The sequence below is a fragment of the Brevibacterium album DSM 18261 genome (assembly GCF_000426445.1).
GTDB lineage: Bacteria > Actinomycetota > Actinomycetes > Actinomycetales > Brevibacteriaceae > Brevibacterium > Brevibacterium album.
Genome location: NZ_AUFJ01000010.1, coordinates 623,546 through 645,879, shown reverse-complemented (window position 1 = coordinate 645,879; position 22,334 = coordinate 623,546). Strand labels below are relative to the sequence as shown.

Below are 22,334 nucleotides of genomic sequence, written 5' to 3'. Positions count from 1 at the left end.
CAAAGCATGAGGAGTCCCTGTGATCATCCCGGGAAAACCGCGGTGTCTATGTGTGAGGGCGCGCGGTGCCGGGCCGCGCCTCCGTCTGCCCTGTCTTCTCCAGCCTCCCTCAGCCCGCCAGGAACTCACGCAGCCGCGGCAGCTCCCGCCTCGACTGGCTCAGCCCTGCCCGGTGCGCGGCCGCCAGCCGGGCGAGGTCGCGGGTGCCGTTGGACAGGGGCATGGTCTCCGGGGCGTAGACGAACGCCCGGCCCGCGCGTTCGAGCTCGAAGATCCGCTCCCGCGTCTCGTTGTAGCGGCGCCAGCGGGTGAGCAGCGCCTCGGCGACGGCGGGATGCCTGCGGAAGTGCGCGCGGAAGAAGGCCGGGAAGCGGGGCGGCGCCTTCTCATAGGCGCGCTCCTGCGTGAGCACCACGACGAACCGCTCACAGCCCTCGGCCTGCGCCTGCGACAGGGCGATCCCGCCGTCGCGGCCCAGGGCGCCGTCCACATAGGTGCGGCCTTCGATGGTCACCGGCGGCATGAGGACGGGCATGGTGGAGGAGGCACGGACCCGGACCATGAGGTCGTCCATCGTGGGGAAGTCCTCGCGTCCCCAGCACACCTCCTCGCCGGAGTCCGCATCGAAGGCGATGATCCGCGGCCGCGCCGTGCTGTCCCGGAAGGTCTCCCAGTCGAAGGGGAGGGCCGCCTCGGGGGCGCCGGAGCGCTGGTAGATGTACTCCGCATGGAAGAAGCCCTGCCCGCGCACCCAGGTACGCAGGTCCCCGAAGTTCTCGTCCGCCGCGAAGTCCACGAAGCTGCGCCGGGCCCGCCGTGCATCGCGCGAGAGGTAGTTCGCCGCATTCGACGCACCGGCGCTGATGCCCGCCACCCAGCCGAAGTCGAGTCCGGCCTCGAGCAGCGTGACGACGAAGGCGCTGGTGTGCGCCGCGCGCATGCCGCCTCCCTCGAAGATGAGCGCGGTGTCGGAGGGTGAGGCGGTCATGGGCTCCACTGTAGCGACGGCGAGGAATACCCGGGTCAGGGTGTGTGTTCCCGCCCACATGAAGGCGATCGGATACATGAGACCAGGCGGCCCCGACGTGCTGGAGGTCCTGGACCTGCCGGACCCCGCGGCCGGGCCGGGGGAGATCCTCATCCGGGTCCGTGCGGCGGCGGTCAGTCCCACGGACACGATGCGCCGGGCGGGTGCGCGCTGGGAGGATTCCCCGGGCCCGCCGCTCGTGCCCGGGATGGACGTCGCCGGCACGGTGCAGGCCGTGGGCCCGGACACGGAGACGGATCTGCGAGCCGGGGACGAGGTCATGGCGATCGTTCTGCCCGAGGGCGCTCACGGTGCGTACTCGGAGCTCGTCGCGGTGCCGGCGGAAGCCGTGGCGCGCGTCCCCCGGGGCGCCTCGTTCGCCGAGGCGGCGACGCTGCCCATGAACGGTCTCACCGCGCGTCTGGCGCTCGACACCCTGCGGCTGCCCGCGGGCTCCGTCATCGCAGTCACCGGCGCGGCGGGGGCCTTCGGCGGCCATTCTGTGGAGCTCGCCAAGGCGGACGGGCACACCGTCATCGCGGATGCCTCGGAGGCGGACGAGGAGCTCGTGCGCTCCCTGGGGGCCGACCACGTGGTGCGCCGCGGTCCCGGCTTCGCCGCGGCGGTGCGCGAGATCGCACCCGCTGGGGCGGACGGCGTCATCGACGGCGCCGTCCAGCTCGACGAGATCGTGCCCGCCGCGAAGGACGGCGCCACCGTCATCACCATCCGCGGCGACAAGGGCGAGCGGGACCGCGGGGTGACCTTCTGGTCGATCGTGGTGGGCAAGTACGGGCGCCGCGCCGACCTCCTCGGAGAGCTGCGGGAGCTCGCCGAGGCGGGCTCGGTGCGCCTCCGGGTCGCGGATGTGCTGCCCAAGGAGAGGGCCGCCGAGGCGCACCGCCGGCTCGAGGCCGGCGGCACCCGGGGCCGCCTCGTGCTCGAGTTCTGAGTTCTGATCCTTCCATCGAGTGAGCGGTTTCCGTCGGTTCGAGCGTCGCAGACCGACAGAAAGCGCTCACTCGGCGGATCGGGGCTGAGGGGCGGCCGTCGCCTCCCACACCTGCCGCCATTTGGCGGCGAGGGAGTCGATGTTCTCGTGCGCATTGAGCCCGCTGGGCTGGGGCACCACCCACAGCTGCACGGTCTCCGGCCAGCCCGGCACCGCTGCGGGATCCTGCCCGCCCAGCACCGCCCGGCGCTGGCCGAATGCGGTGCGGAACGCCGTGATGCCCGCGATCGCCGCCGAGCGCGGCCGCATCTCCCGCACGCGTGCGATGAGGCGCTCGCCGCCGGCCCGCAGCTCTTCGGCCGTGAGCTCGTCGGCGCGGACGGTCGCCCGGCCGACGAGGTTCGTCAGCCCGATGCCGCGCTCGAGCAGCTGCGCCTCGTCGGCGGCGGAGAGGCCTGCTGCGGCATCGACCACGTGGTCCGTGAGGCCGGCCCTGTGCAGCGAGGGCCAGAACCGGTTGCCCGGCCGTGCGAACGGGGCGTTCACCGCCGCTGTCCACAGGCCGGGGTTGATCCCGACGATCAGCATGCGCAGTCCCGCATCGCCGGCCGGCAGGATGTCGTCGATCGCATCCGGATCGTCCGTCGCGAAGCGCTGCAGCTCCGCGCGGGTCGGTCTGCGTCCGCCCAGCGGGGAGGGTCTGCGCGGACGGCCCGGTGCTGCTGAGGTGCTCATGCGGGCACTGTACCCGCGTCCGGGCTGCGTCTCAGGGCATGCCGGCCTCCCCTGCGGAGGGCTCTTCCGGACCGGCGGACGGTCCGCGCGAAACTGTGCGCGCGGCGCCATTCCCACATGTGACCTGCGTCGCTACGATGGCGACATGAGTATCGACATTCCCACACGACAGGATCTGGCCGAACTCACACAGCACCGCAGCGATGCGAGTGTGACCGTCTACCTCAGTGCTGCGGAATGGGGCTTCCGGGCGGTGGCCCACGCGACGGAGGCCGCCCACCTCGCACTCCGCACCGCAGTCAGCGAATCCCTCGCGGAGCTGGGGGAGGGGCTCAGCCGCGAGGACCGCGAACGCCTCACCGCGCACGTGAGGGAGCTCGAACAGGACCGCGATTTCTGGGGGACCGGAGCCCGCAGCATCGCGGTCTTCGCGTCTCCGGAGGGACTGTGCGCCTTCCGGCTCATGAACGAACTGGCGCCGGGGCGCTACACGGGCGACCGCTTCGACGTGGGCCCGATGATCCGGGCCGTCACCTTCGAGCACACCGGCTACGTGCTCGCGCTCACGGAGGGCGATGTGCGCCTCCTCCACCTCGACTCCGGGGCGACCAGCCGGCGGGTGGAGCTGACGGACCTGCCCGAGGACGCCTCGGAGGCGCTCACCCGCGCGCCGCAGGAGGGCCGCTTCGACCGGCACCGGGCCGATGGGACGCTCGGTCCCAAACCGGAGCAGAAGCGGTACGCGAGCCTCGTGCAGAAGGCGGTGCTCGAGGCGATCCGCGATCCCGAGGCGCCGCTGCTGCTGGCGGCGGCGAACGGCCTCGATCCCGTCTACCGCGATGTGAACAGCCACGACAGGCTGCTGGGGGAGTCGATCGCGGTCAACCCGGCCTCGCTGTCGGACGAGGACCTCGAGGCGCGTGCCCGTGAGATCCTCGATCGCCACTACGGACAGCGGATCAGTGACTGGGTCGAGCACTTCGGGAATCAGCGCGCGGCCGGGCGTGCGAGCTCGCAGCTCACAGATGTGGCCCGGGCCGCGCGCGAGGGCCGGGTGGCCGAGCTGCTCTTCGACATCGAGGCCGATCACGAGGGGATGATCGACGAGTACGGCGCCGTCGCGCTCGCGGACGAACCGGGGCCTGCGACCTATCGCGTCGTCGACGAGGTCGCCGCACAGGTCCTGCGCACGGGTGGGCGGGTCCGCGGCGTGCGTGCCGCGGAGATGCCGGACGAGGGCTGGACGGCGGCGGTGTTCCGGGGCTGAGGCGGAAGCCGCTTCCCGGCGGCGCTCCCGGGGCAGTAACGCCTCCGGGAATACCTGTGCGTGGGCCGTGTTGACGGGAACAGGACCCGGACGACGACCCGAGGAGGTCTGGCATGGCCACGGAGAATCCGAACAGGCGCGCAGTCATCGTGGGCGGGCACGGCAAGATCGCCCTGCTGACTGCGCCGAGGCTCAGGGGGCTGGGGTGGGAGGTCCGCTCGCTCATCCGCAATCCCGAGCACGAGGCCGATGTGCGCGAGGCGGGAGCCGAGCCTCTCGTCCTCAGCCTCGAGGAGGCGAGCGTCGAGGACCTCGCGCGCGTGTTCACGGGGGCGGACGCCGTCGTGTTCTCGGCCGGGGCCGGCGGAGGGAATCCCGCCCGCACGCATGCGGTCGACTACGAGGGCGCTGTGAGGACGTTCGAGGCGGCCGCGACTGCGGGGGCGAAGCGCTTCGTCATGGTCTCCTATGCGCGGGCCGGGGTGGATGTCGACCGTCTCGATCCGGAGAACTCGTTCTTCCCCTATGCGAAGGCCAAGCACGATGCGGATGCGCGCCTGCGGGAGACGGAGCTCGACTTCACGATTCTGGGACCCGGTCGGCTCACCCTGGAGCCGGCGACGGAGCGGATCGTGCTCGCGGAGAAGGACGGCTCGGTGCCCGAGGGACTGGCGGACGGCCGGGAAGCGGTGACGAGTCGCGAGAACGTCGCGGCCGTCATCGCCCACGTCCTCGAGCACGGCGCATCCCTCCGCGAGACCGTGAACTTCTACGACGGAGAGACCCCCATCGCCGAGGCCCTGGCCTGAGGGGCAGTGCGGAGGGAAGCCCGATAGCCTGGGGGAGTGAACGCTGAGACCTCTCCCGGCCGCGCTGGCGCCGGCCCCGCGACACCGCACCTGCACACTCAGACCGTGCCCGGCGGGCCGGGCCGGGCGGTGTTCGTCCACGGGCTCTTCGGCCGGGGCAAGAACTTCACCACCGCGGCCAAGGCGCTCGCCGAGACCCACACGAGCCTGCTCGTCGATCTGCCCAATCACGGGGAGTCCCCGTGGACGGAGAGGTTCTCCTACCTCGAGATGGCCGATGCGCTCGCGGCGACCCTGCGCGAGGGCTTCGCCGCGGACGGGCCGGTGGACGTCATCGGGCACTCGATGGGCGGCAAGACCGTCATGGCGCTCGCCCTGCTCCATCCGGAGCTCGTGCGGCGCCTCGTCGTCGTGGACATCTCGCCCGTGCGCTCCCCGGAGACGGGGGAGTTCCCGCACCTCCTGGGCGCACTGGCCGGCCTCGACCTCACGGCCCTCGGCTCGCGGGCGGAGGCGGACGAGCAGCTGTCCGGCCCCATCCCCAACCCGGTGACCCGCGGCTTCCTGCTGCAGAACCTCCGGCCGGTGTCCCGCGCCTCGGCCGGGGCCGCCGCAGGCGCACAGTCCACGGATGCACGGCCCGCGGCCGAGGCGCGCTTCCGCTGGCAGCCCAATCTCACCCTGCTCCGCGCCGAGCTCCCCGCGGTGGGAGGCTTCCCCGATCTGGCCGGCAGGACGTTCGGCGGGCCGGTTCTGTGGGTGGGCGGAACCCGTTCCGACTACGTCACGACCGAGGCCGAGCCCGTCATGCGCACGTTCTTCCCGCGCGAGCGGAAGGTCATGGTCAAGGGCGCGGGGCACTGGGTGCACTCGGAGAAGCCGGAGGAGTTCGCGGGTCTGCTCCGCGCCTTCCTCACGGCAGCGGAGTGAGGGCAGGGGGATGGGCAGTGTGCGTGAGACGGGATCGGTGCGGCAGCCCCGGTGGGCCCGCCGCCGGGAGCACGCGCTCGCCAGGGCGATAGGCCCGGGCGCGCCCGTCTGCGCGGTGCCGCTGAACCGGGCGCCGTTCGCCTTCGTCCTCGTGCTGTTCGCGGCGGCCACGGCCGGGGTGTGCGCGCTGCTCGGCGTCCTCCTGTGGTTCGACCTTCAGGACGCGGATCGCTCGCTCGGGGTCCTCCTCCTGCCGGCGGCGTTCCTCGCGCTCCTGTACGCCCTCCTGCTCGTCCTCCTCATCTGGAGCTGGCGGCACAGCCTGCTCGTCACGACGGCCGGTCTGGAGCTCGTCGAGGGTTGGAGGACCACCCGGGTCCGCTGGCAGGAGGTCGCGTGGATCGAGTCCTCGCTGTCGTGGCGGCACCCGGGCTGCGCCGTCGTGGTGCTGCGGGACGGCCGCAGGATCACGAGCACCGTCACGGGGCCGCGGTACACGCTGGTGAACGGGGTGCGGGTGCGCGACTACCGTCCGCGCATCCTCCCCGACGGCTCGAAGCGCTACATGACCCCGCTCGTGGACCTGCTGATCGACGCCCACCGCCGCAGTCTGGGGCTGTGAGGAGGCCCGGCCGGCTGATCCGGGGCTGATCCGGGGCTGACCCGGCGGCTGATCGCGCAACCGGCCGCGAACGCCGAATGCGCCGGCTGATGGCACCGCCGACTCAGCGGCGCACTGTGACGCAGCTCGCCGCGGAATACACCGGCCCCTGCGTAGGGTTGTGGCGAGAGGACGCGCTCCGGCGTCCGCCCCGTACGCACGTCTCGGAGGAACGATGACCGATACCGCACCGCAGGCTCAGGCGCCGCAGGTCGAGCACGACGCGAGTGACCCCAAGTTCGCCGGCTACAGCACGCAGAACCGTCTTGTGAGCACGCAGTGGGTGGCCGAGCGGATCGACGCGGACGGGCCCACCGTGCCCGGCCTGGTCCTCCTCGAGAGCGATGAGGACGTCCTCCTCTACGAGACCGGCCACCTCCCCGGTGCCGTGAAGATCGACTGGCACACGGAGCTCAACGACCCCGTCACCCGCGACTACGTGGACGGGGAGGGCTTCGCCGCGCTCATGCGCGCCAAGGGCATCGCGCGCACGGACACCGTGGTGATCTACGGCGACAAGTCCAACTGGTGGGCCGCCTACGCCCTGTGGGTGTTCACCCTGTTCGGCCACGAGGACGTCCGGCTCATGGACGGCGGCCGCCAGAAGTGGGAGGCCGAGGGCCGCGAGCTCACCCGCGTCAAGCCCAGCCCGCGTCCGGCCGAGTACCCCGTGGTCGAGCGCGACGATGCGCGCATCCGTGCCTTCCTCCCCGAGGTTCGCGAGGCCATCGGCGCCATCCCGCTCATCGACGTCCGCAGCCCGCAGGAGTACACCGGCGAGCGCACGCACATGCCCGCCTACCCGGAGGAGGGCGCGCTGCGCGGCGGCCACATCCCCACCGCGCGCTCCGTGCCCTGGGCGACCGCGGCGAACGAGGACGGCACCTTCAAGCCGGCCGAGGAGCTGCGCCGGATCTACCTCGAGGAGCTGGGCCTCGAGCCCACCGGCGAAATCATCGCCTACTGCCGGATCGGCGAGCGCTCCTCGCACACGTGGTTCGTCCTCGAGCACCTGCTGGGCTTCGACCGGGTGCGCAACTACGACGGTTCGTGGACGGAGTGGGGCAACGCTGTGGCCGTCCCCATCGTCACCGGCGAGGAGCCGGGGGAGGCGCCCGCACGATGAGCGACACCGCCGCCGAGGAGATGCCGCTGCCGCCCTCCCTGCAGGAGATCGCGGACGACTTCGCCGCGATGCCGGAGGGCGAGCGGCTGCAGCTGCTCCTCGAGTTCTCCGACGGCCTGCCCGATCTGCCGCCGCACCTGACCGAGCATCCGGAGCTGCTCGAACCCGTGCCCGAGTGCCAGTCGCCGATCTTCCTCCGCACTGAGCTGGGTCCGGTGGACGGTGCGCAAGCGGGGGACGGGGGCTCAGGGCCGGTGCCGGCCGAAGCGCTCGCCGCGACTCCGGTGCGCCTGTTCTTCTCCGCGCCGGCCGAGGCGCCCACCACCCGGGGCTTCGCCGGCATCCTCGCCGAGGGCCTCGACGGGCATTCGGCGGCCGAGATCCTCTCCGTGCCCGCGGACTTTCCGCTGCGGCTGTCGCTGACGAAGGCGGTGAGCCCGCTGCGGCTGAACGGCATGTCCGGCATGCTCGCCCGCATCCAGCGGCAGGTGCGCGAGCACGTGGCCGCGACCACATGAGCGGTCCCGCGGTACTCCCGGCAGAGGACGGTCCGGCGGAGCACCGGCCCGAGGCGCCGGAGGCGGATATGCGGGAGGACCCGTCGGAGGGTCTGGCGGAGACCGGTCCGGACGTCCGCCGTCACGAGCGCGACCACGCCGTCCCCTGGGCCCTGCCCATCGTCGTCCGCCGCTCGAAGGCGCATCCCGCCCGTGAGGTCGATGTGTGCGAGGCCGCCGCCGAGGTCGTCGTCAGGCTCCTCGACGATCCGCGCTCCCGGCCCGGCGGGGAATGGCACGAGGCCCTCGAGCACTGGCGCGCCGGCGCGATCCGCAAGGTCGTGCGCCGCGGTGACGGACAGCAGTTCGCCGATGCCCGCGCTCTGGACTGCGTGGGCGCGCTGGTCCCGGCACCGGGGGAGGACCGCGGGCCGGCCGAGGCGCTCGCCTTCCCACCGGGACCCGTGCGGCCTCTGCCCCGAGCGCTGAAGAAGCTGCAGGTGGGCGGCACCGCGTTTCCCGCGGAGGGGGAGAGCGCCGTCCCCGCCGCCGAGGCCGTCGTCACCGTCGAGCTCACGCCCCACCATGCCCTGACCTCGGGGAAGGCCGCGGCGCAGTGCGCGCACGCCGCGCAGCTCGCCTATGAGCAGATGCCCGCGGCCGTGCGGGAGCGCTGGCGGGCGGCGGGCTTCCGCGTCCGGGTGGAGCGGGCCTCGGCGGAGGCATGGGCGGCCGGAGGCCGTTCCGTGAGCATCACCGATGCCGGCTTCACGGAGCTCGACGGTCCCACGGAGACCACTCGCGCCCGGTGGTGAGCGAGGCGCTCGCGGGAGTGCGTGCCGCGGGTGCGGGACACCGCACGCAGCAGTGGGGCGCACCCCCGCCGGGACTGCGGCGGACCGCCGCGGAGGCGGGGGTTTCCTCCCTTGTGGGCCCGCGGGGGCAGGCGTAGCGTCGAGGACATGAACAGAGCATTCGATTCCATCCGCGGTCTGGGCTTCCGCCGCGGCCCCCACCGCCTCCTCGCCGGGATCGCGGGCGGCCTGGCCCAGGCCCTCGGCGTCAACGTCTGGCTGGTGCGGCTCCTCGTCGCCCTGTCGTTCCTGCTCCCCTTCGTGGGCCTCGGCCTCTACCTGGCGGTGTGGCTGCTCACGCCCTGGCAGGACGGGACCATTCCGCTCGAGAGGATGCTGGGCGGCCCGCCCCAGGTGCGCTGAGCGGCACCGGCAGGGCCGGTGTCACAGGCCGTCCGGGCAGCGCGCTCGCACTTCCGCAGCGCTCGCCCGGGCGGCTTCCGTTCTCAGCTCTCCTCGATGAGCTTGCCGCTCTTCGCGAGCTCCGGATCCGTGCATGAGGCGAGGTCGAAGCAGCACGGGCGCCGCTTGCCGGCCAGCAGCTTCGAGACCGTCACGCCGATCCGCTTGTCCCGGGTCGCAGCACTCTTCGTCGCCCCGATCCAGCGGACCCATTCCCAGCGGGCCATCGGCGTGATGTCCTGCCAAGGCGCTGCGGTCTCCGGCTCCGCGGCGAGCGCCTCGCGGAGGTCGGCGGGCACCTCGGGCTCGGGCCAGGCGTCGCTGCGCTCGATCTCGAAGGAGGTCTCCTCGCCGGCACGGACGCCCGTCGCCGCCCGCAGCTCCTCCGTCACCGCGATCCAGTGGCCCTTGCGGCCGTCCGGTTCGAGCACCGTGTCGAAGGCGTACTCGCCCAGCCGCGCGTGCACCGCGACCTGTCCGCGCGAGGGCATCGCCAGGCTCGCCTCCGCGGGAAGGCGGACCAGCAGCCTCCCGCCGATCCGACTCACCCGCGCACGGCCGCTCGCCGCTGCCTCGCCGCCGCTCGTATGCACCCCAGCCATGTCTGCTCCTCCTCGTCCTCGCGGCACCCCGATGCCGCCGTCCGTCGCCCCTCGGCGATTCCAGCCTATGCACGCCGTGCCGGCGGTGCTTCTCGATCCCTGCTCGGATCATCGTGCACCCCGGCGTCGCCGCGAAGCCGGATCAGTGTTCCGTGAAGATCCTGGGCATTGGGGGAGAAGCAGGTGGGAAGCGCGCCTGTAAGCCAAGTTCGGTTGTGCTGTTCCGGGATCCGTGGGAGCGTTGCGGCATGTTGAACCGACTCCATGACCGGCTCCGACTGCGCACCACACCTGCGGTGTTCTTCGCCGCCGCCGGTGTCATCGTCCTCTTCGTGCTCGCGACGATCCTCTTCACCGACCCCCTGTCCGCGGCCACGGGCGCGGCCTCCCAGTGGCTCATGGTGAACCTCGGCTGGTTCTACGTGCTGGGCGTGACGCTGTTCCTCGTCTTCCTCATCTACATGGCCGCGAGCAGGTTCGGCCGAGTGAAGCTGGGCCCCGACGACGAGGCCCCCGAGCACTCGAACGCCACCTGGTTCGCGATGCTGTTCGCCGCCGGCATCGGCTCCATCCTCATGTTCTGGGGAGTGGCAGAGCCCGTGAGCCATTTCGGCGCCCCGCCGCGCGGTGCCTCCCTCGGGATCGAGCCGGAGACGGGTGCGGCCGCCGTCGACGCGGTGAACTTCGCGCTGTACCACTTCACGTTCCACACGTGGGCGATCTTCACCCTGCCGGCGCTGTGCTTCGCCTACTTCATCCACAAGCGGAACCTTCCGCCCCGCGTGTCCTCGATCTTCCAGCCGATCCTGGGCAAGCGGATCCACGGTCCCATCGGCCGGTTCATCGACGTCGTCGCGATCATCGGGACGGTGTTCGGCGTCGCAGTCTCGATCGGCCTGGGCGTCCTGCAGATCAACGGCGGGCTTGCGCAGCTGTTCGGCGTCCCGGAGAACGCGGGCTGGCAGCTCATCATCATCGGCGTCGTCACCCTCATCGCGATGATCTCCGTGGGGCTCGGCCTCGAACGCGGCATCAAGGTCCTCTCGAACGTGAACATCGTCGCGGCCGTGGGCCTGCTCCTCTTCGTCCTCGCGGCCGGCGGCTCCGTCCTGTTCGCGCTCAAGGGCACACTCGAGTCCTTCGGCTCCTATCTCGTGAATCTGCCTGAGCTCGCCTTCTGGAACGACACGCTGGGGGACACGGGCTGGCAGAACACGTGGACGGTCTTCTACTGGGCCTGGACCATCACCTGGTCGCCGTTCGTGGGCATCTTCATCGCCCGGATCTCGCGCGGGCGCACCATCCGGCAGTTCGTCGTCGGGGTCCTGGCGGTCCCCTCGCTCTTCTCGGTGATCTGGTTCGGCGTCTTCGGCTGGGCGGCGCTGGACGTCGAGCTGAACGGCGACGGCGGGCTGGTCGAGAGGGTGGTCGAGGAGGAGGACATCCCCGGCGCGCTCTTCGAGCTGCTGTCGAACTATCCGGGTGCGTGGATCGTCTCGGTCATCGCGATCGCCGTGGTCGTCGTCTTCTTCATCACCTCGCTCGACTCCGCCGCACTCGTCATCGACACGATGGCCAACGGGCACGAGGACTTCAACCCCCTGGGCCAGCGCCTGTTCTGGGCGCTCGCCGTCGGCCTCATCACGGCCACCCTGCTGGTGTTCTCCGGCGAGGGCGGTCTCACGGCGCTGCAGTCGATCAGCATCCTCATCGGCCTGCCGTTCTTCGTCATCGCGTTCTTCCAGATGTACGCGCTCAGGCGCGCGCTGCGCGAGGATGCCGGCGAGCTCCCTGCGATGCGCACGCGCGAATGGCGGCGCGTGCTGCCCCCGGAGGAGTACGTGCGGCGGATGCGCGGGGGAGACGAGGACCCCTACGACTACGACGACCCCGAGCAGGCGGTCACCCGGCCGCAGCCGCGCACCGAGGTGCCGGTCATGCGCGATCCCTACGTCGATGACCGTGACAGGCCGCGCGGGAGCAGGCGGCCGAGGCGGAACGTCACCCTCGCCGGCCGGACCGGCAGCAGGCGGCTGCCGCAGGCCGGACAGCAGGCCCCGGCACGGGAGAGCCTGCCGCTCGACGATGTGGAACCGCGCGGCGAGTAGGCGCCTGTGCGGTGGTGCACCGCGGGCGTGAGCCGCCACGAGGGCTTCACGCCAGGTCAGATGCGGTGTAGCGTGGACTTCAGAGGGCAAGACGCGTTGTCTCTGAGGAGTATTCTTCGGAGGGGTGTCCTGTTTCCCTCAGCAGGTCTACCCTGGAAGCAGACCTTCCTCATCTGGAGGACTGGTCCGCTCACCGCCCCGGCAGCCGCCGGGGCATCGAGAAAGGAGCAGCATCATGGTCGTCATCGGCTGGATCGTCGTCGGACTGCTGGCAGGAGCGCTCGCGAAGCTCATCCTCCCGGGCAAGCAGGGCGGCGGCTGGATCGGCACCATCATCCTCGGGCTCATCGGGGCCTTCGTGGGCGGGCTCCTGTTCGGCCTCTTCGGCGGCAAGGGGATCGGAGCGGTCTTCAGCGAGCCCTGGTCGTGGGGCTCGTTCCTCATCGCCGTGATCGGCGCGCTCGTGTTCTCCTTCGTGTGGGGTCTGCTCACCAAGGGCAGGACCCGGGCCGAGGCCTGAGGGCCCCGAGAACCCCCGTTCAGGCACCTCCGGCGAGGGCCTGGGCGGGGGCTTCTCCTGCCCGGTCGCTTGCGGCGCCCTCCTCCGGCTTCTCAGCGGCCGCGCGCTCCGCCGGCGAGGAGAAGCCGAGCCCCCGGAAGTCGCCGTTCCTGCGCCACCGCTCGAGGTGGTCGAAGAAGACGAACGCCCCGCCGGGGTGCCCCACGTTGTACCTCACTCTCTCAGGCGCAGCCTGCCCCTCATTGTTGTAGTAGCCGGGGGTGCAGTCGCTGCGGTTCATCGGCCGCGCGTTGTCCACGAGCATGCGCACCCATTCCTCCTGCGCCTCGGCGGTGGCCTCGACGCGGTCCGCGCCGGTCGCCCGGGCATGCGCGAGGACGGCGGCGATGGCATCGGCGGCATGCGTGTAGTTGTGCGGGACGTTGGAGCTGAGGAAGGCGCCCTGCACGAGCTGTTGGACGAAGAGGTTGGGGAAGCCGTGGACGTGGATCCCGTGCAGTGTCCGCATGCCTCCTGACCAGGCCTCGGCCAGCGTACGGCCGCCGCTGCCCGCGAGTTCGAAGCCGCAGCTCGCGGAGGGGTCGGCCGAGTACTCGAAGCCGGTCGCGTAGACGATGACGTCGACGGGGTGCTCCTCGCCGCCGACGACCACCCCGCGCTCCGTGATCCGCTCGACGCCGCGTCCGTCCGTGTCGACGAGGCGGACGTGCGGCAGATTGAAGGACTGCAGGTACTCGTCGTGGAAGCCCGGCCGCTTGCACAGCTGCGAGTACCAGGCCTTGAGGCCGTCCCGCGCGACCGGATCCTCGACGACGGCGTCGACGCGGGCGCGGATCTCGTCCATCTTCGCGAGATCGGCCTGCGCCACGGCCCGGGCGTAGGCTTCAGGTCCGGCCTCCTCCGGGGGCACGCTGCGCACCGCCGCGCGCAGACGCCGACCCAGATCGGTCCAGCCGTCGCCGATGAGGTCCTCGACCTCGCCCTCCTCACCGAGCCGGTGGCCGTCCCAGACGCGCGTGAAATTGTCGAGGAGCCGCGCCTGCCAGCCGGGGTGCGCAGCCAGCTCGGCGAAGCGCTCAGGGTCCACGGGCCCGTTGTCGCGCACGTCCACGGAGGTGGGTGTGCGCTGGAAGACGAGCACCTCGGCCCCTGACTTCGCGAGTTCGGGGATCGCCTGGATCGCCGTGGCGCCGGTGCCGATGACGGCCACCCGCCGCCCGGCGAGCTCCGTGAGCGGGGCGCCCTCCGGGCTGCCGCCGGTGACGGAGTAGTCCCAGCGGCTCGTATGGAACCAGGGGCCGGAGAAGTCCGCGATGCCGGGGATCGCAGGCAGCTTCGCGATGCTCAGGGGTCCCATCCCCATGCCGAGGTGCCGCGTACGGAAGGCATCGCCGCGATCGGTCTCGACGAGCCACCGGGATTCGCCCTCGAGCCATTCCGCCCGTGTGACCGAGGTGTGCAGGAGCGCGTTCTCGTAGAGCCCGTACTGACGGCCGATACGCCGGCAGTGTGCGGCGATCTCCGGCCCGTGCGCATAGCGTTCAGTGGGCCGGTGGCCGGTCTCCTCCAGCAGCGGCATGTAGATGAGGGAACTCGTGTCGCACATGAGGCCGGGATAGCGGTTCCAGTACCAGACCCCGCCCAGGTCCCCGGCGGAGTCGATGATGCGCACGTCCTCGGGCGCGAGCCCGGCGTCGCGCACCCGTGCGGCGGTGAGGAGGCCGGCGAAGCCCCCGCCGACGAAGGCGAACTCGACTTCGTCGCGGACCGGCTCGCGCGGGCGCATCGGCTGATGGGGGTCGGCGGGCTGCTCGGCGAAGGCCTCGCGGACCCGCACGTACTCGCGACCTCCTGAGCGCAGGCGCTTCTCGCGCTCGGCGGCGTACCGCCGCAGGGTCTCGGTGCTCATATGCGTCTCCTCTGTGCTTCCACGACGTCGTCATCGCACGGGACTTCGTCACGGCGGAGGCCCGCCACAGGAGCGCTGCCTCGACCCGTCGCGGGGCCTGCTCCGAGCGGGCTCCAGCTCAGCGCAGTCCGCGCCAGGCGGCGGTCCGCTCGCTGAGGGGGTCGACGGCGGTGGTGCGCACGGTGTCGAAGACCTCGACCGTGCGGTTCTCCGGGGTGTAGGGCGCCCACGGGAGGCTGCCCGTGCCGATGAACTCCGTCCAGGTCCGGTGGAGGTCGGCAGCGAGGCCGCGGGGCGCATCGGGGCCTGTGAGGGCGGAGGACTGCTCAGCGTCCAGCGTGTCGAAGGCGAAGGCGAGTTCGAGCGCATGGCATGAGCCGAGGCTCTCCATCGGGCTCGGCCATGCGAACTCGTACATATAGGTGGGCAGGGTGTGGGCGCCGGCGCGTGCCTCGGCGAATCTGATGGCGGGGATGCGGAACATCCAGTCCGTGAGGACGTGCGTGAGCGCGGCGCCGGGGCTGCGGTCGCCCGGATCGGAGAAGAGCGGCGCGGCGGTTTCCGGATCCGCGAAGCCCAGCCCGCGCAGCACCCGGTGCAGGGCTGCGGTGTCGGCCGCGGCGAAGGCGCCGGAGGGGACCGTGAAGAGCCGGTTCTCGTCCCGGTTGGTGCCGATGAGCACGGGGACGTCGGCTGTCCTCCCCGCGGCCGCGGCGGTCACGGGCAGCTCCGTCAGCACCTCTCCGTCGATGGTGGGGGAGAACAGCATGGCGTTCGCGGCCGCCTCCCGGAAGCGCGCATGGTCCGGTGCGGTCTGCAGCTGGAGCGTGAGGCGCTTGACCGCGGCGAGGACATCAGCCGTCTCGCTGGCGGCGAACGCCTCGCGGGTGGGTGTGATGCCGAGCTCGTCCGCGAGCGCGTGGCCCACCTCGTGCGCAGTCTCCGCCGGCAGCGCGTGGTGGCCGGCGCCGCTCTGGAGGATCGCGCCGCGGAACAGGCCGCGGGCCTGCGGTGAGGCGAGCAGCGCGGCCGCGCTCATGGCGCCGGCGGACTCGCCCCCGATCGTCACCCGCGCCGGATCGCCGCCAAAGGCCGCGATGTTCTCCTGCACCCACGTCAGGGCGGCGATCTGATCGCGCAGGCCGATGTTCGCGGGTCCCTCCGGGAGGTGGAGGAAGCCCTGCGCCCCCAGGCGGTAGTTGAGGGTGACCGTGACGATGCCGCCGCGAGCGAATGCGGTGCCGTCGTACTGCGGCACGGCACCGGAGCCGTGCACGAAGGCGCCGCCGTGGATGAAGACGTAGACCGGCAGGGAGGCGCCGGGGTCCGGCGTCCACACATTGAGGTTGAGGATGTCCTCACCGGGGTGCTGCGGGTTCGCGAGCAGCCGGGCGTGCGAGGGGGCGTAGGGGGTCTGGGGCGCGGTGGCTCCCCACCCCTGGGCGGACCGGACCCCGTCCCACGCGGCCACCGGGACCGGCGGATGGAACATGCCCGTCCTGCTGGGAGCCTCCGCATAGGGGATCCCGCGGAAGACGTGCACGCCTCCGGCCTCGCTGCCCTCGACCGTGCCCGTGCGTGTGCTCACCTGCGTCATCGCGGTGTCCCTCCGATCCCACCGGCGGCGCTGCCGGTGCGCGAGTCCCTCTGCTGAGCAAGTGTTCACTCAGTTGAAGCGGGCGTCAAGTGGTGGGTCGGTGGCACGGAAGGAGGAGGAACCGCACCGTGTGAAGGCCCAGCGCAGCGGCCCATACCGCGGCCCATACGGAGGCCCGGTCGGCGGCCCGCTCGGAGGCCTGACGAAGAGCGTGCGAATCTGCACGGCGAGTGTGAGCCGTCGCCTGCCCGGGTCACTAGGCTTGTCGGGCCAGCGCTCGCGGTGACAGGAGGCGGAATGCGGAAGCTGCAGGGCTCGGCTCGCGGGAGGGCATGCGCCTCTCTCGCCTCCGTGGTCGCGGCGCTCATCGTGCTGGCCGGGTGCGTCGGGGACAGGGGATCCCAGCCCGAGCCGGAGTCCTCCGCGGATGAGCGCACGGGTCTGCGCGACTCCGCGACGGAGGAGCCGGCGGAGTTCGCCCAGGACTTCGGCTCCGGTGAGCCGATCGCCGCCGAGGCCGGCATCGGGCTTTCCGCAGAGCCCACGGGCGCGCGGATGACCGCGGAGAACGTGGGAATATCGTTCGAGGCCACCGACCTCGCCGACCCGCGGCTGGATCCCACGGCTTCGACGCTCGACGAGCGCCTGCGCGAACTGGGCTCTCCCGCGCTTCGGTTCGGCGGGAACCGGCTGGACCGGAACCTGTTCTGGACCTCCTCGGGCGAGGCGCCGCCGCCGGAGGAGAGCGTCACCGTCGGACCGAATGACCTCCGACGTCTCGCGCGTCTGATCGAAGCCACCGGCTCCACCGTGACCCTGGGGCTGCCACTGGGGACATTCGAGCCCGATCGGGCGGCGGACATGGCCGCGTACGCCCAGCAGATCCTCGGCGATGCGCTGCTTGCGGTCGCGGTGGGGAACGAGCCCAACGGCTACACCGTCGACGGCGACCCCAACCACAGGCTCCGGCCCGACGGCTGGGACGTTGCGGGCTATCAGGAGCAGCTGCGGGCGTACGAGGCGGCGATCGAGGAGCGGGCGCCCGGTCTGCCCCTGGTGGGGCCGGACGCCTACGACGGGGTCTGGATGCGCGGCTTCGCGGAGTCCGGGATCGCACGGCCCGAGGCGCTCGCCCAGCACTGGTACGCGCTGTACGAATGCGAGTCCGCCGAACTGCCGGGCCGGGGTCCGCTCGCGGCCAACCTCGTCTCACCGCTCGTGCGCGAGGCCGCCGCCGAGGCGCTCGGGATCGGTCTCGACGCCGCCGAGGCCGCGAACCTGCCCCTGTGGATCGAGGAGGCCGGACCGACCAGCTGCCCCGGCACCAATGACTCCTCCCGCACGCAGGCGCAGGCTCTGTGGACCGTGGACTTCGCCCTGCACGCGGCCTCGCTCGGAGCGGAGCGCCTCGCCCTGCATTCAGCGCTCGCCCCGTGTCGCGGCGGGCCGCCCATGTCCGTCGTGTGCGCCGGTGAGGAGGAGGCGCTCCTCGTGGGGCAGGAGGGGCACGCCGGGCTCCGCCTGGCCGCGCTCAGCGCGGGCGGGGAGTTCGTCGAGGTCGAGGTGACCGGCGGAGGAGAGGCGCTCCGGGCCTACGGGGTGAGGAAGGCGGGCGGCCGGCTCGTGCTCACGGTGATGAGCACCGCCGACGCGGCCGAGGTCTCCCGCACTCCTGTGCGCATCTCGGCCCCGGAGGGATACCGGGCGGTGGAGGCCGCGCAGGTCTCGGCCGATTCGCTCGCCGCGGTCTCGCAGACCCGCTTCACCCCTCCTGCGCCGCTGCCGGAAGCGCCCCCGTACTCGGGGGCGGGCGCGGGGTCCGGTGGGGAGGCGGACCCCGGTGGGGACTCCGAAGAGACGCTCCGGATGGACCTCGACGCGAGCGCCGCCACCGTGATCGTGTTCGAACGCGGATGAAGCGCGAAGGGCGCGAGCCCCCGACGGGGTCCCGCGCCCTCCTTGTGATCGCCCAGTCCGCGACCGGTTCAGGCTCGGGGGTCGACGATGATCTTCACGTGCTCCTCGTTGTTCTCGATGAGCTGTTCGAAACCGCCCGTGATGAGCTCGTCGAGGCCGATGCGACCGGTGATGAACGGCGCGAGATCGATCTTCCCGCTGCGCACCAGCTCGATCGTGGCCGGGTGGTCCCCGGCATAGCCGATCGTCCCGCGCAGGTCGATCTCCTTGAGCACGAGGCGCGGCATGTCGACCTCCGGCTTGTGGCCCCAGATGGACACGTTCACGATCACGGCACCCGGTCTCACGGCATCGATGAGCGTGTCCAGCACCACCGGCACGGAGGAGCACTCGAATGCGACGTCCGCGCCCTCACCGCCGGTGAGCTCGCGCACCCGCTCCGCGACATCGCCCTCACGGGGGTCGAGCACCTCGTCCGCGACGCCGGTGGCGCGGGCCTTCTCCTTGCGCGCCTCCGAGAGCTCGGAGACGTACACCGTGAGGCCCTCGGCCTTGAGGATGGCGGCGGTGAGCAGGCCGATGGGACCGGCACCGCCCACCAGCGCCGTCTGGCCGGCCCCCGCGCCGGAGCGGACGAAGGCGTGGTGGGCGACGGAGAGCGGTTCGATGAGAGCTGCCTCGTCCAGGGGGATATCGCCGACCGGGTGCACCCAGCGGCGCTCGACGACAATCTTCTCGGAGAGACCGCCGCCGCCCCCGCCGAGGCCGATGAAGTTCATGTCCTTCGAGAGCTGGTAGCTCTGCCCGGGGCTCGTGTCCACGTCCTCGGCGATGATGTACGGCTCCACCACGACGGACTCGCCCACCTGGAGGTCGGTGACCCCCTCGCCCAGAGCCGTGACGGTGCCGGAGAACTCGTGGCCCAGGACGACCGGTGCGGACTCGCCGGAGATCGGGTGGGGGTGGCCTGCGGGCGGGACGAAGATGGGGCCCTCGAGGTACTCGTGCAGGTCGGTGCCGCAGATGCCGCACCAGGCGACGTCGATCGCGACTGTCCCGGGCCTCACCTCCGGCTCCGGGATGTCCTCGATGCGGATGTCCTTGCGGTCGTAGTACCGTGCTGCCCTCATGGGAGCCTCCTCCGGGATCGGGTCCGTCTGCACCACCCACGCTAGGAGCCGTGCGGGGTGAGGGGAAGCCCCCGTCATCCGACGGGACGGTCCGTCTCAGCGGTGAGTGCGCCAGACTCCGCGGGTGTCGAAGACCTCCGCCCGGGTGAGCTCGGCGGGATCCGCGTTCCGGAAGAGCGTGTGATCGACGAGGAGGAGCACGATATCGGCTTCCCGCATCGCGTCCTCGAACGGCGTGAGCGTCACATTGCCCTTGGCGGCGAGGGGCTCGGGCAGCGCATCGATGTGCGGCTCCACCGCGAGGACCGTGCCCTCCTGCACGCGGTCGGCGAGCTCTGCGACGATGCTCATCGCCGGGCTCTCGCGGAGGTCGTCGATATCGGCCTTGAATGCCAGCCCCAGGGCTGCGATGCGCGGTGACCTGAACCGCTGCGCCCGCGGCAGGACCCTGTTCAGCACGAACTCCGGTTTGGCGTCGTTGATCTCGCGTGCGCTCCGGATGAGCCTGGCCTCGTCGGGAGCCGCCGAGACGATGAACCACGGATCCACCGCGATGCAGTGCCCGCCCACACCGGGACCGGGCTGCAGCACATTCACCCGGGGATGGTGGTTGGCGAGCTCGATGAGCTCCCAGACGTCCACCCCCACACGGTCTGCGATGACGGACAGCTCGTTCGCGAAGGCGATGTTGACATCGCGGAAGGCGTTCTCCGTGAGCTTGGACAGCTCCGCCGTGCGGGCATCGGTGAGCAGGATCTCGCCGTCGCAGAACAGCTGGTAGAGGTCGCGTGCGCGTTCACCCGCCGTCTCGTTCACCGCACCCACGATGCGGTCGTTCGTCCTGAGCTCGACCATGATGCGGCCGGGCAGCACGCGCTCGGGACAGTGCGCGAAGTACACGGAGCCAGGCTGGTGGGCTTCCAGCGTGAGGTCCGGTCGCAGCCCGAGCACGGTCCGCGCGACGAACTCAGTGGCACCGGGGGGAGCCGTGGACTCGAGGATGACCAGCTCCCCGCCCCGCAGCTGGGGCGCGATGCTCGTCGCCGCCGCCTCGACGTACGAGAGGTCCGGCTCCTTGGACCCGCGCGTCTCGCCGTTCCTGAAGGGAGTGGGCACGGCGATGATGAAGCAGTCGGCCTGAGGCACCTTCGTGTCCGCCCGCAGGGTCCCCTGGGAGACCGCACCGGCGAGGACGGTGCCGAGCTCCGGCTCGACGAACGGCAGCCGGCCGGCGTTGACGGCATCGACTGTTATCTGACTGATGTCCACACCCGTGACGGAGGCTCCGCTGCTGGCGAGCACCGCTGCTGTGGGCAGGCCTATGTAGCCCAGGCCGATGACGGCGACGGCGGGTTCGGGAGAGGTGACCATGGAATGTCTTCCTTGCGGGGGTATCGGGCGGCGGGGCCGCCGGGTCAGAGGAAGTGCTGCTCCGGAGCGAAGCCGAAGCCGTGGACGGTCCCGGTGGCGAGCAGCTCCGAGTCCTCGACGTGCCAGGTGTGGGAACCCGCGGGCCGGCGGACCTGGACGAAGTTGAACCTGTCGGCGGAGTAGACGGTGCCCCCGGCGCGGACGAGGCGGCGCTGGAAGTCCGTGTCCTCGCCCGTGGTCCTGGCCTCGAAGCCGTTCGCGCGGAACGCCTGCGCGTGTCCCGTCAGGGTGGGGCCCATGACGAGGTCCGTGTACTTGTGCTCGCGCTCGGGGAAGCGCAGGAGCATGGTGTTCGAGCCTTCGAGGAAGAGGTAGTGCGCCTGCTTGCCCACGAGGTCCGCACCCGAATAGCGGAGGGCTGCGATCTGGTCGGCGAGGTAGTGGGCGCCGTAGCGGTCGTCATCGTCGAACTTCGCGAGCACCTCGCCGTCGGCGGCCTCGACGGCGAGGTTGAGGCACTCTCCCAGCGCAAGGTCGGCCGCCGCCTCCCGGTGGACGAGACCGTGGGGGCCGAGCACCTCCCGCAGGCGGTCCAGCTCGGCCGCCGACGGTGCGAAGCCGTGCGTGACGAGCGCGAGCTGAACCTCCTGACCTGTCTGCGCGGCCACGCTGCGGACGAGGTGCTCGAGCTGCTGCGGCCGGTTCGTCGAGGCGATGACGGTGGCCGAGGGCGCGGTCGGGTCCGGGTGCTCCAGGCCGAGCGCCTCCATGACTGCCATCGCCCGGTGCGTGTACGTGTGCTCACGCCAGATCCGCCGCTGGGCCAGATGCACGGCGCGGTCCCGCAGCTCGGGACTGCGCAGGAGCGCGCGGACCGTGTCGCGGGCCTCGGCCCTGTCACCGGGCTGGAAGACCTCATCGGGCGGGAAGAACTCGGCGGTGGCCGCGCTGGGAGCGCTCACCACGGGTGTGCCGCTGGCGGTGATCTCGAAGATGCGCCGGGCGCACATGCTGGGGGAGTCGACCACCGAGTTCACGTTGAGGAACACCGCGAAGTCCTTGTACGCGCTCAGCATCCGCGCATAGGGGAGGGAGCCCACGACGTGCGCGGCGAGGCCGTCCGGGAACTGGTAGCGCTCATCGCCGCCGTGCTGGCGGGAGAAGATCTCGAACCGGTCCCCGGTCTTCGCGGCGGCCTTGGCGGCACCGCCCAGGAGCCAGTCCATCTGCTCCCGCCGCTCGGGGTACTTGTGCGCGAAGTACATGCCTGCGAAGGCCGCCCCGTGCTCCCGGCGCGGCCCGACCGGGCGCACCGGATTGTGGACGGCGGGCTGGGCGGCGAAGCTCAGGACGCCCACCCGCTCGTGTCCCAGCCGGCTGCGGTACTCCTCGACGAGGCGCACATCGCTTGTGAAGACGTGGTCGAACAGCCCCGCCGCCTCGAGGAAGTCCTCGAAGTGCGGCGGATCCTCCTTGTTCCAGAACACGGTCGGCAGGCCGCGCTCGCGGCAGGCGGCCAGCAGGACGCGGAACTCCGGCTTCACCCCGCTGGTGCCCGTGAGCTGGTACTGCCACTGCCCGCCGTTGCCGTTCCACGCGGATTCGACGAAGAGCAGGTCAAGGCCGTCGAGCTGGTCCCGCCAGCCCTCGCGCGTGAGCGGCACGGTCGTCCATTCGCAGGAGAAGGCGAGCTGGGAGAAGTCGTCGAGGATCACACCCGCACGCACGCCGCCGAATACGGGGGGACGGCCGTCCGCAGTGACGGGAGCGTAGGCGTCGAGGCCGTCACCGGGCGCGCGCCGCGGCGGATTGCGCCGGTCGACGCGCCTGCGCCTGCGCCACTCGGAGAGCTGCGGGAGGCCGCCCCTGCGGAGGTGCCACAGAGCCGTGCGGACGTCATGGAATGTCGGCCTGGCCACG

At 71.7% G+C, this 22,334-nt stretch carries 20 protein-coding genes; 12 read left to right on the top strand and 8 right to left on the bottom strand.

Features of this window, described 5'->3' with window-relative positions:
- Nucleotides 1–109: 109 nt before the first annotated feature.
- Nucleotides 110–988, bottom strand: coding sequence for a patatin-like phospholipase family protein (locus K318_RS0107035; protein WP_035280779.1), 879 nt, complete (start codon nucleotides 986–988; stop codon nucleotides 110–112).
- Nucleotides 989–1,064: 76 nt separating this feature from the next.
- On the opposite strand from K318_RS0107035, the gene K318_RS0107030 reads away from it, so the two are divergent.
- Nucleotides 1,065–1,979, top strand: coding sequence for a quinone oxidoreductase family protein (locus K318_RS0107030; RefSeq protein ID WP_245579793.1), 915 nt, complete (start codon nucleotides 1,065–1,067; stop codon nucleotides 1,977–1,979).
- A 66-nt stretch (nucleotides 1,980–2,045) separates the two neighbouring features.
- Here K318_RS0107030 and K318_RS0107025 read toward each other — a convergent pair whose 3' ends face one another.
- Complete coding sequence (locus K318_RS0107025; RefSeq protein WP_029088961.1) at nucleotides 2,046–2,714, bottom strand: mismatch-specific DNA-glycosylase; 669 nt, start codon at nucleotides 2,712–2,714, stop codon at nucleotides 2,046–2,048.
- Between the two features lie 145 nt (nucleotides 2,715–2,859).
- Between K318_RS0107025 and K318_RS0107020 the strand changes: the two genes are divergently transcribed.
- The 8 genes from K318_RS0107020 (at nucleotide 2,860) to K318_RS0106985 (ending at nucleotide 9,221) form a co-directional block, all read left to right on the top strand.
- A complete protein-coding gene (locus tag K318_RS0107020; protein ID WP_029088960.1) occupies nucleotides 2,860–3,981 on the top strand; it encodes a baeRF11 domain-containing protein in 1,122 nt (373 codons plus the stop codon).
- A gap of 113 nt (nucleotides 3,982–4,094) precedes the next feature.
- Entirely contained in the window at nucleotides 4,095–4,790 is a 696-nt protein-coding gene (locus K318_RS0107015; RefSeq protein WP_029088959.1) for an SDR family oxidoreductase, read from the top strand.
- Between the two features lie 36 nt (nucleotides 4,791–4,826).
- Nucleotides 4,827–5,720: an alpha/beta fold hydrolase gene (locus K318_RS0107010; protein WP_342664196.1), complete on the top strand. Its 894-nt coding sequence runs from the start codon at nucleotides 4,827–4,829 to the stop codon at nucleotides 5,718–5,720.
- Nucleotides 5,721–5,730: 10 nt separating this feature from the next.
- Complete coding sequence (locus K318_RS23580; protein ID WP_029088957.1) at nucleotides 5,731–6,342, top strand: hypothetical protein; 612 nt, start codon at nucleotides 5,731–5,733, stop codon at nucleotides 6,340–6,342.
- Nucleotides 6,343–6,556: 214 nt separating this feature from the next.
- Entirely contained in the window at nucleotides 6,557–7,507 is a 951-nt protein-coding gene (locus K318_RS0107000) for a sulfurtransferase (protein WP_029088956.1), read from the top strand.
- Nucleotides 7,504–8,025, top strand: a complete 522-nt coding sequence (locus tag K318_RS0106995) for a SufE family protein (protein ID WP_029088955.1) — start codon at nucleotides 7,504–7,506, stop codon at nucleotides 8,023–8,025. The genes K318_RS0107000 and K318_RS0106995 overlap by 4 nt, the downstream gene beginning before the upstream one ends.
- Nucleotides 8,022–8,819 (top strand): peptidyl-tRNA hydrolase, encoded by a 798-nt coding sequence (locus K318_RS0106990; RefSeq protein WP_245579792.1) that lies wholly within the window; start codon nucleotides 8,022–8,024, stop codon nucleotides 8,817–8,819. The genes K318_RS0106995 and K318_RS0106990 overlap by 4 nt, the downstream gene beginning before the upstream one ends.
- A 147-nt stretch (nucleotides 8,820–8,966) precedes the next feature.
- Nucleotides 8,967–9,221, top strand: a complete 255-nt coding sequence (locus tag K318_RS0106985; RefSeq protein ID WP_029088953.1) for a PspC domain-containing protein — start codon at nucleotides 8,967–8,969, stop codon at nucleotides 9,219–9,221.
- 83 nt (nucleotides 9,222–9,304) lie between these two features.
- Here the strand turns inward: K318_RS0106985 and K318_RS0106980 are convergent, their stop codons facing one another.
- Nucleotides 9,305–9,862 carry a YdeI/OmpD-associated family protein gene (locus tag K318_RS0106980; RefSeq protein ID WP_051297641.1) on the bottom strand — a complete coding sequence of 186 codons (558 nt, stop codon included), beginning with the start codon at nucleotides 9,860–9,862 and terminating at the stop codon, nucleotides 9,305–9,307.
- 248 nt (nucleotides 9,863–10,110) lie between these two features.
- Here K318_RS0106980 and K318_RS20060 point away from each other — a divergent pair, with 248 nt between their 5' ends.
- A complete protein-coding gene (locus K318_RS20060; protein WP_051297640.1) occupies nucleotides 10,111–11,970 on the top strand; it encodes a BCCT family transporter in 1,860 nt (619 codons plus the stop codon).
- A gap of 235 nt (nucleotides 11,971–12,205) precedes the next feature.
- Nucleotides 12,206–12,490, top strand: coding sequence for a GlsB/YeaQ/YmgE family stress response membrane protein (locus tag K318_RS0106970; protein ID WP_029088951.1), 285 nt, complete (start codon nucleotides 12,206–12,208; stop codon nucleotides 12,488–12,490).
- Between the two features lie 19 nt (nucleotides 12,491–12,509).
- Here the strand turns inward: K318_RS0106970 and K318_RS20055 are convergent, their stop codons facing one another.
- Both K318_RS20055 and K318_RS0106960 read right to left on the bottom strand, forming a co-directional pair.
- Nucleotides 12,510–14,399 carry a flavin-containing monooxygenase gene (locus K318_RS20055; RefSeq protein WP_084499801.1) on the bottom strand — a complete coding sequence of 630 codons (1,890 nt, stop codon included), beginning with the start codon at nucleotides 14,397–14,399 and terminating at the stop codon, nucleotides 12,510–12,512.
- A gap of 118 nt (nucleotides 14,400–14,517) precedes the next feature.
- Nucleotides 14,518–15,987, bottom strand: coding sequence for a carboxylesterase/lipase family protein (locus tag K318_RS0106960; RefSeq protein ID WP_211233294.1), 1,470 nt, complete (start codon nucleotides 15,985–15,987; stop codon nucleotides 14,518–14,520).
- Nucleotides 15,988–16,293: 306 nt separating this feature from the next.
- Here K318_RS0106960 and K318_RS0106955 point away from each other — a divergent pair, with 306 nt between their 5' ends.
- A complete protein-coding gene (locus K318_RS0106955; RefSeq protein WP_084499799.1) occupies nucleotides 16,294–17,913 on the top strand; it encodes a hypothetical protein in 1,620 nt (539 codons plus the stop codon).
- Nucleotides 17,914–17,981: 68 nt separating this feature from the next.
- On the opposite strand, the gene K318_RS0106950 is transcribed toward K318_RS0106955, so the two are convergent.
- From K318_RS0106950 to K318_RS0106940, 3 genes are all read right to left on the bottom strand, one after another.
- Nucleotides 17,982–19,043 (bottom strand): 2,3-butanediol dehydrogenase, encoded by a 1,062-nt coding sequence (locus tag K318_RS0106950; protein ID WP_029088948.1) that lies wholly within the window; start codon nucleotides 19,041–19,043, stop codon nucleotides 17,982–17,984.
- A gap of 96 nt (nucleotides 19,044–19,139) precedes the next feature.
- Nucleotides 19,140–20,414 (bottom strand): UDP-N-acetyl-D-mannosamine dehydrogenase, encoded by a 1,275-nt coding sequence (gene wecC, locus K318_RS0106945; protein ID WP_029088947.1) that lies wholly within the window; start codon nucleotides 20,412–20,414, stop codon nucleotides 19,140–19,142.
- A gap of 44 nt (nucleotides 20,415–20,458) precedes the next feature.
- Nucleotides 20,459–22,333 (bottom strand): glycosyltransferase family protein, encoded by a 1,875-nt coding sequence (locus K318_RS0106940; RefSeq protein WP_245579791.1) that lies wholly within the window; start codon nucleotides 22,331–22,333, stop codon nucleotides 20,459–20,461.
- Between the last annotated feature and the right edge of the window lies 1 nt (nucleotide 22,334).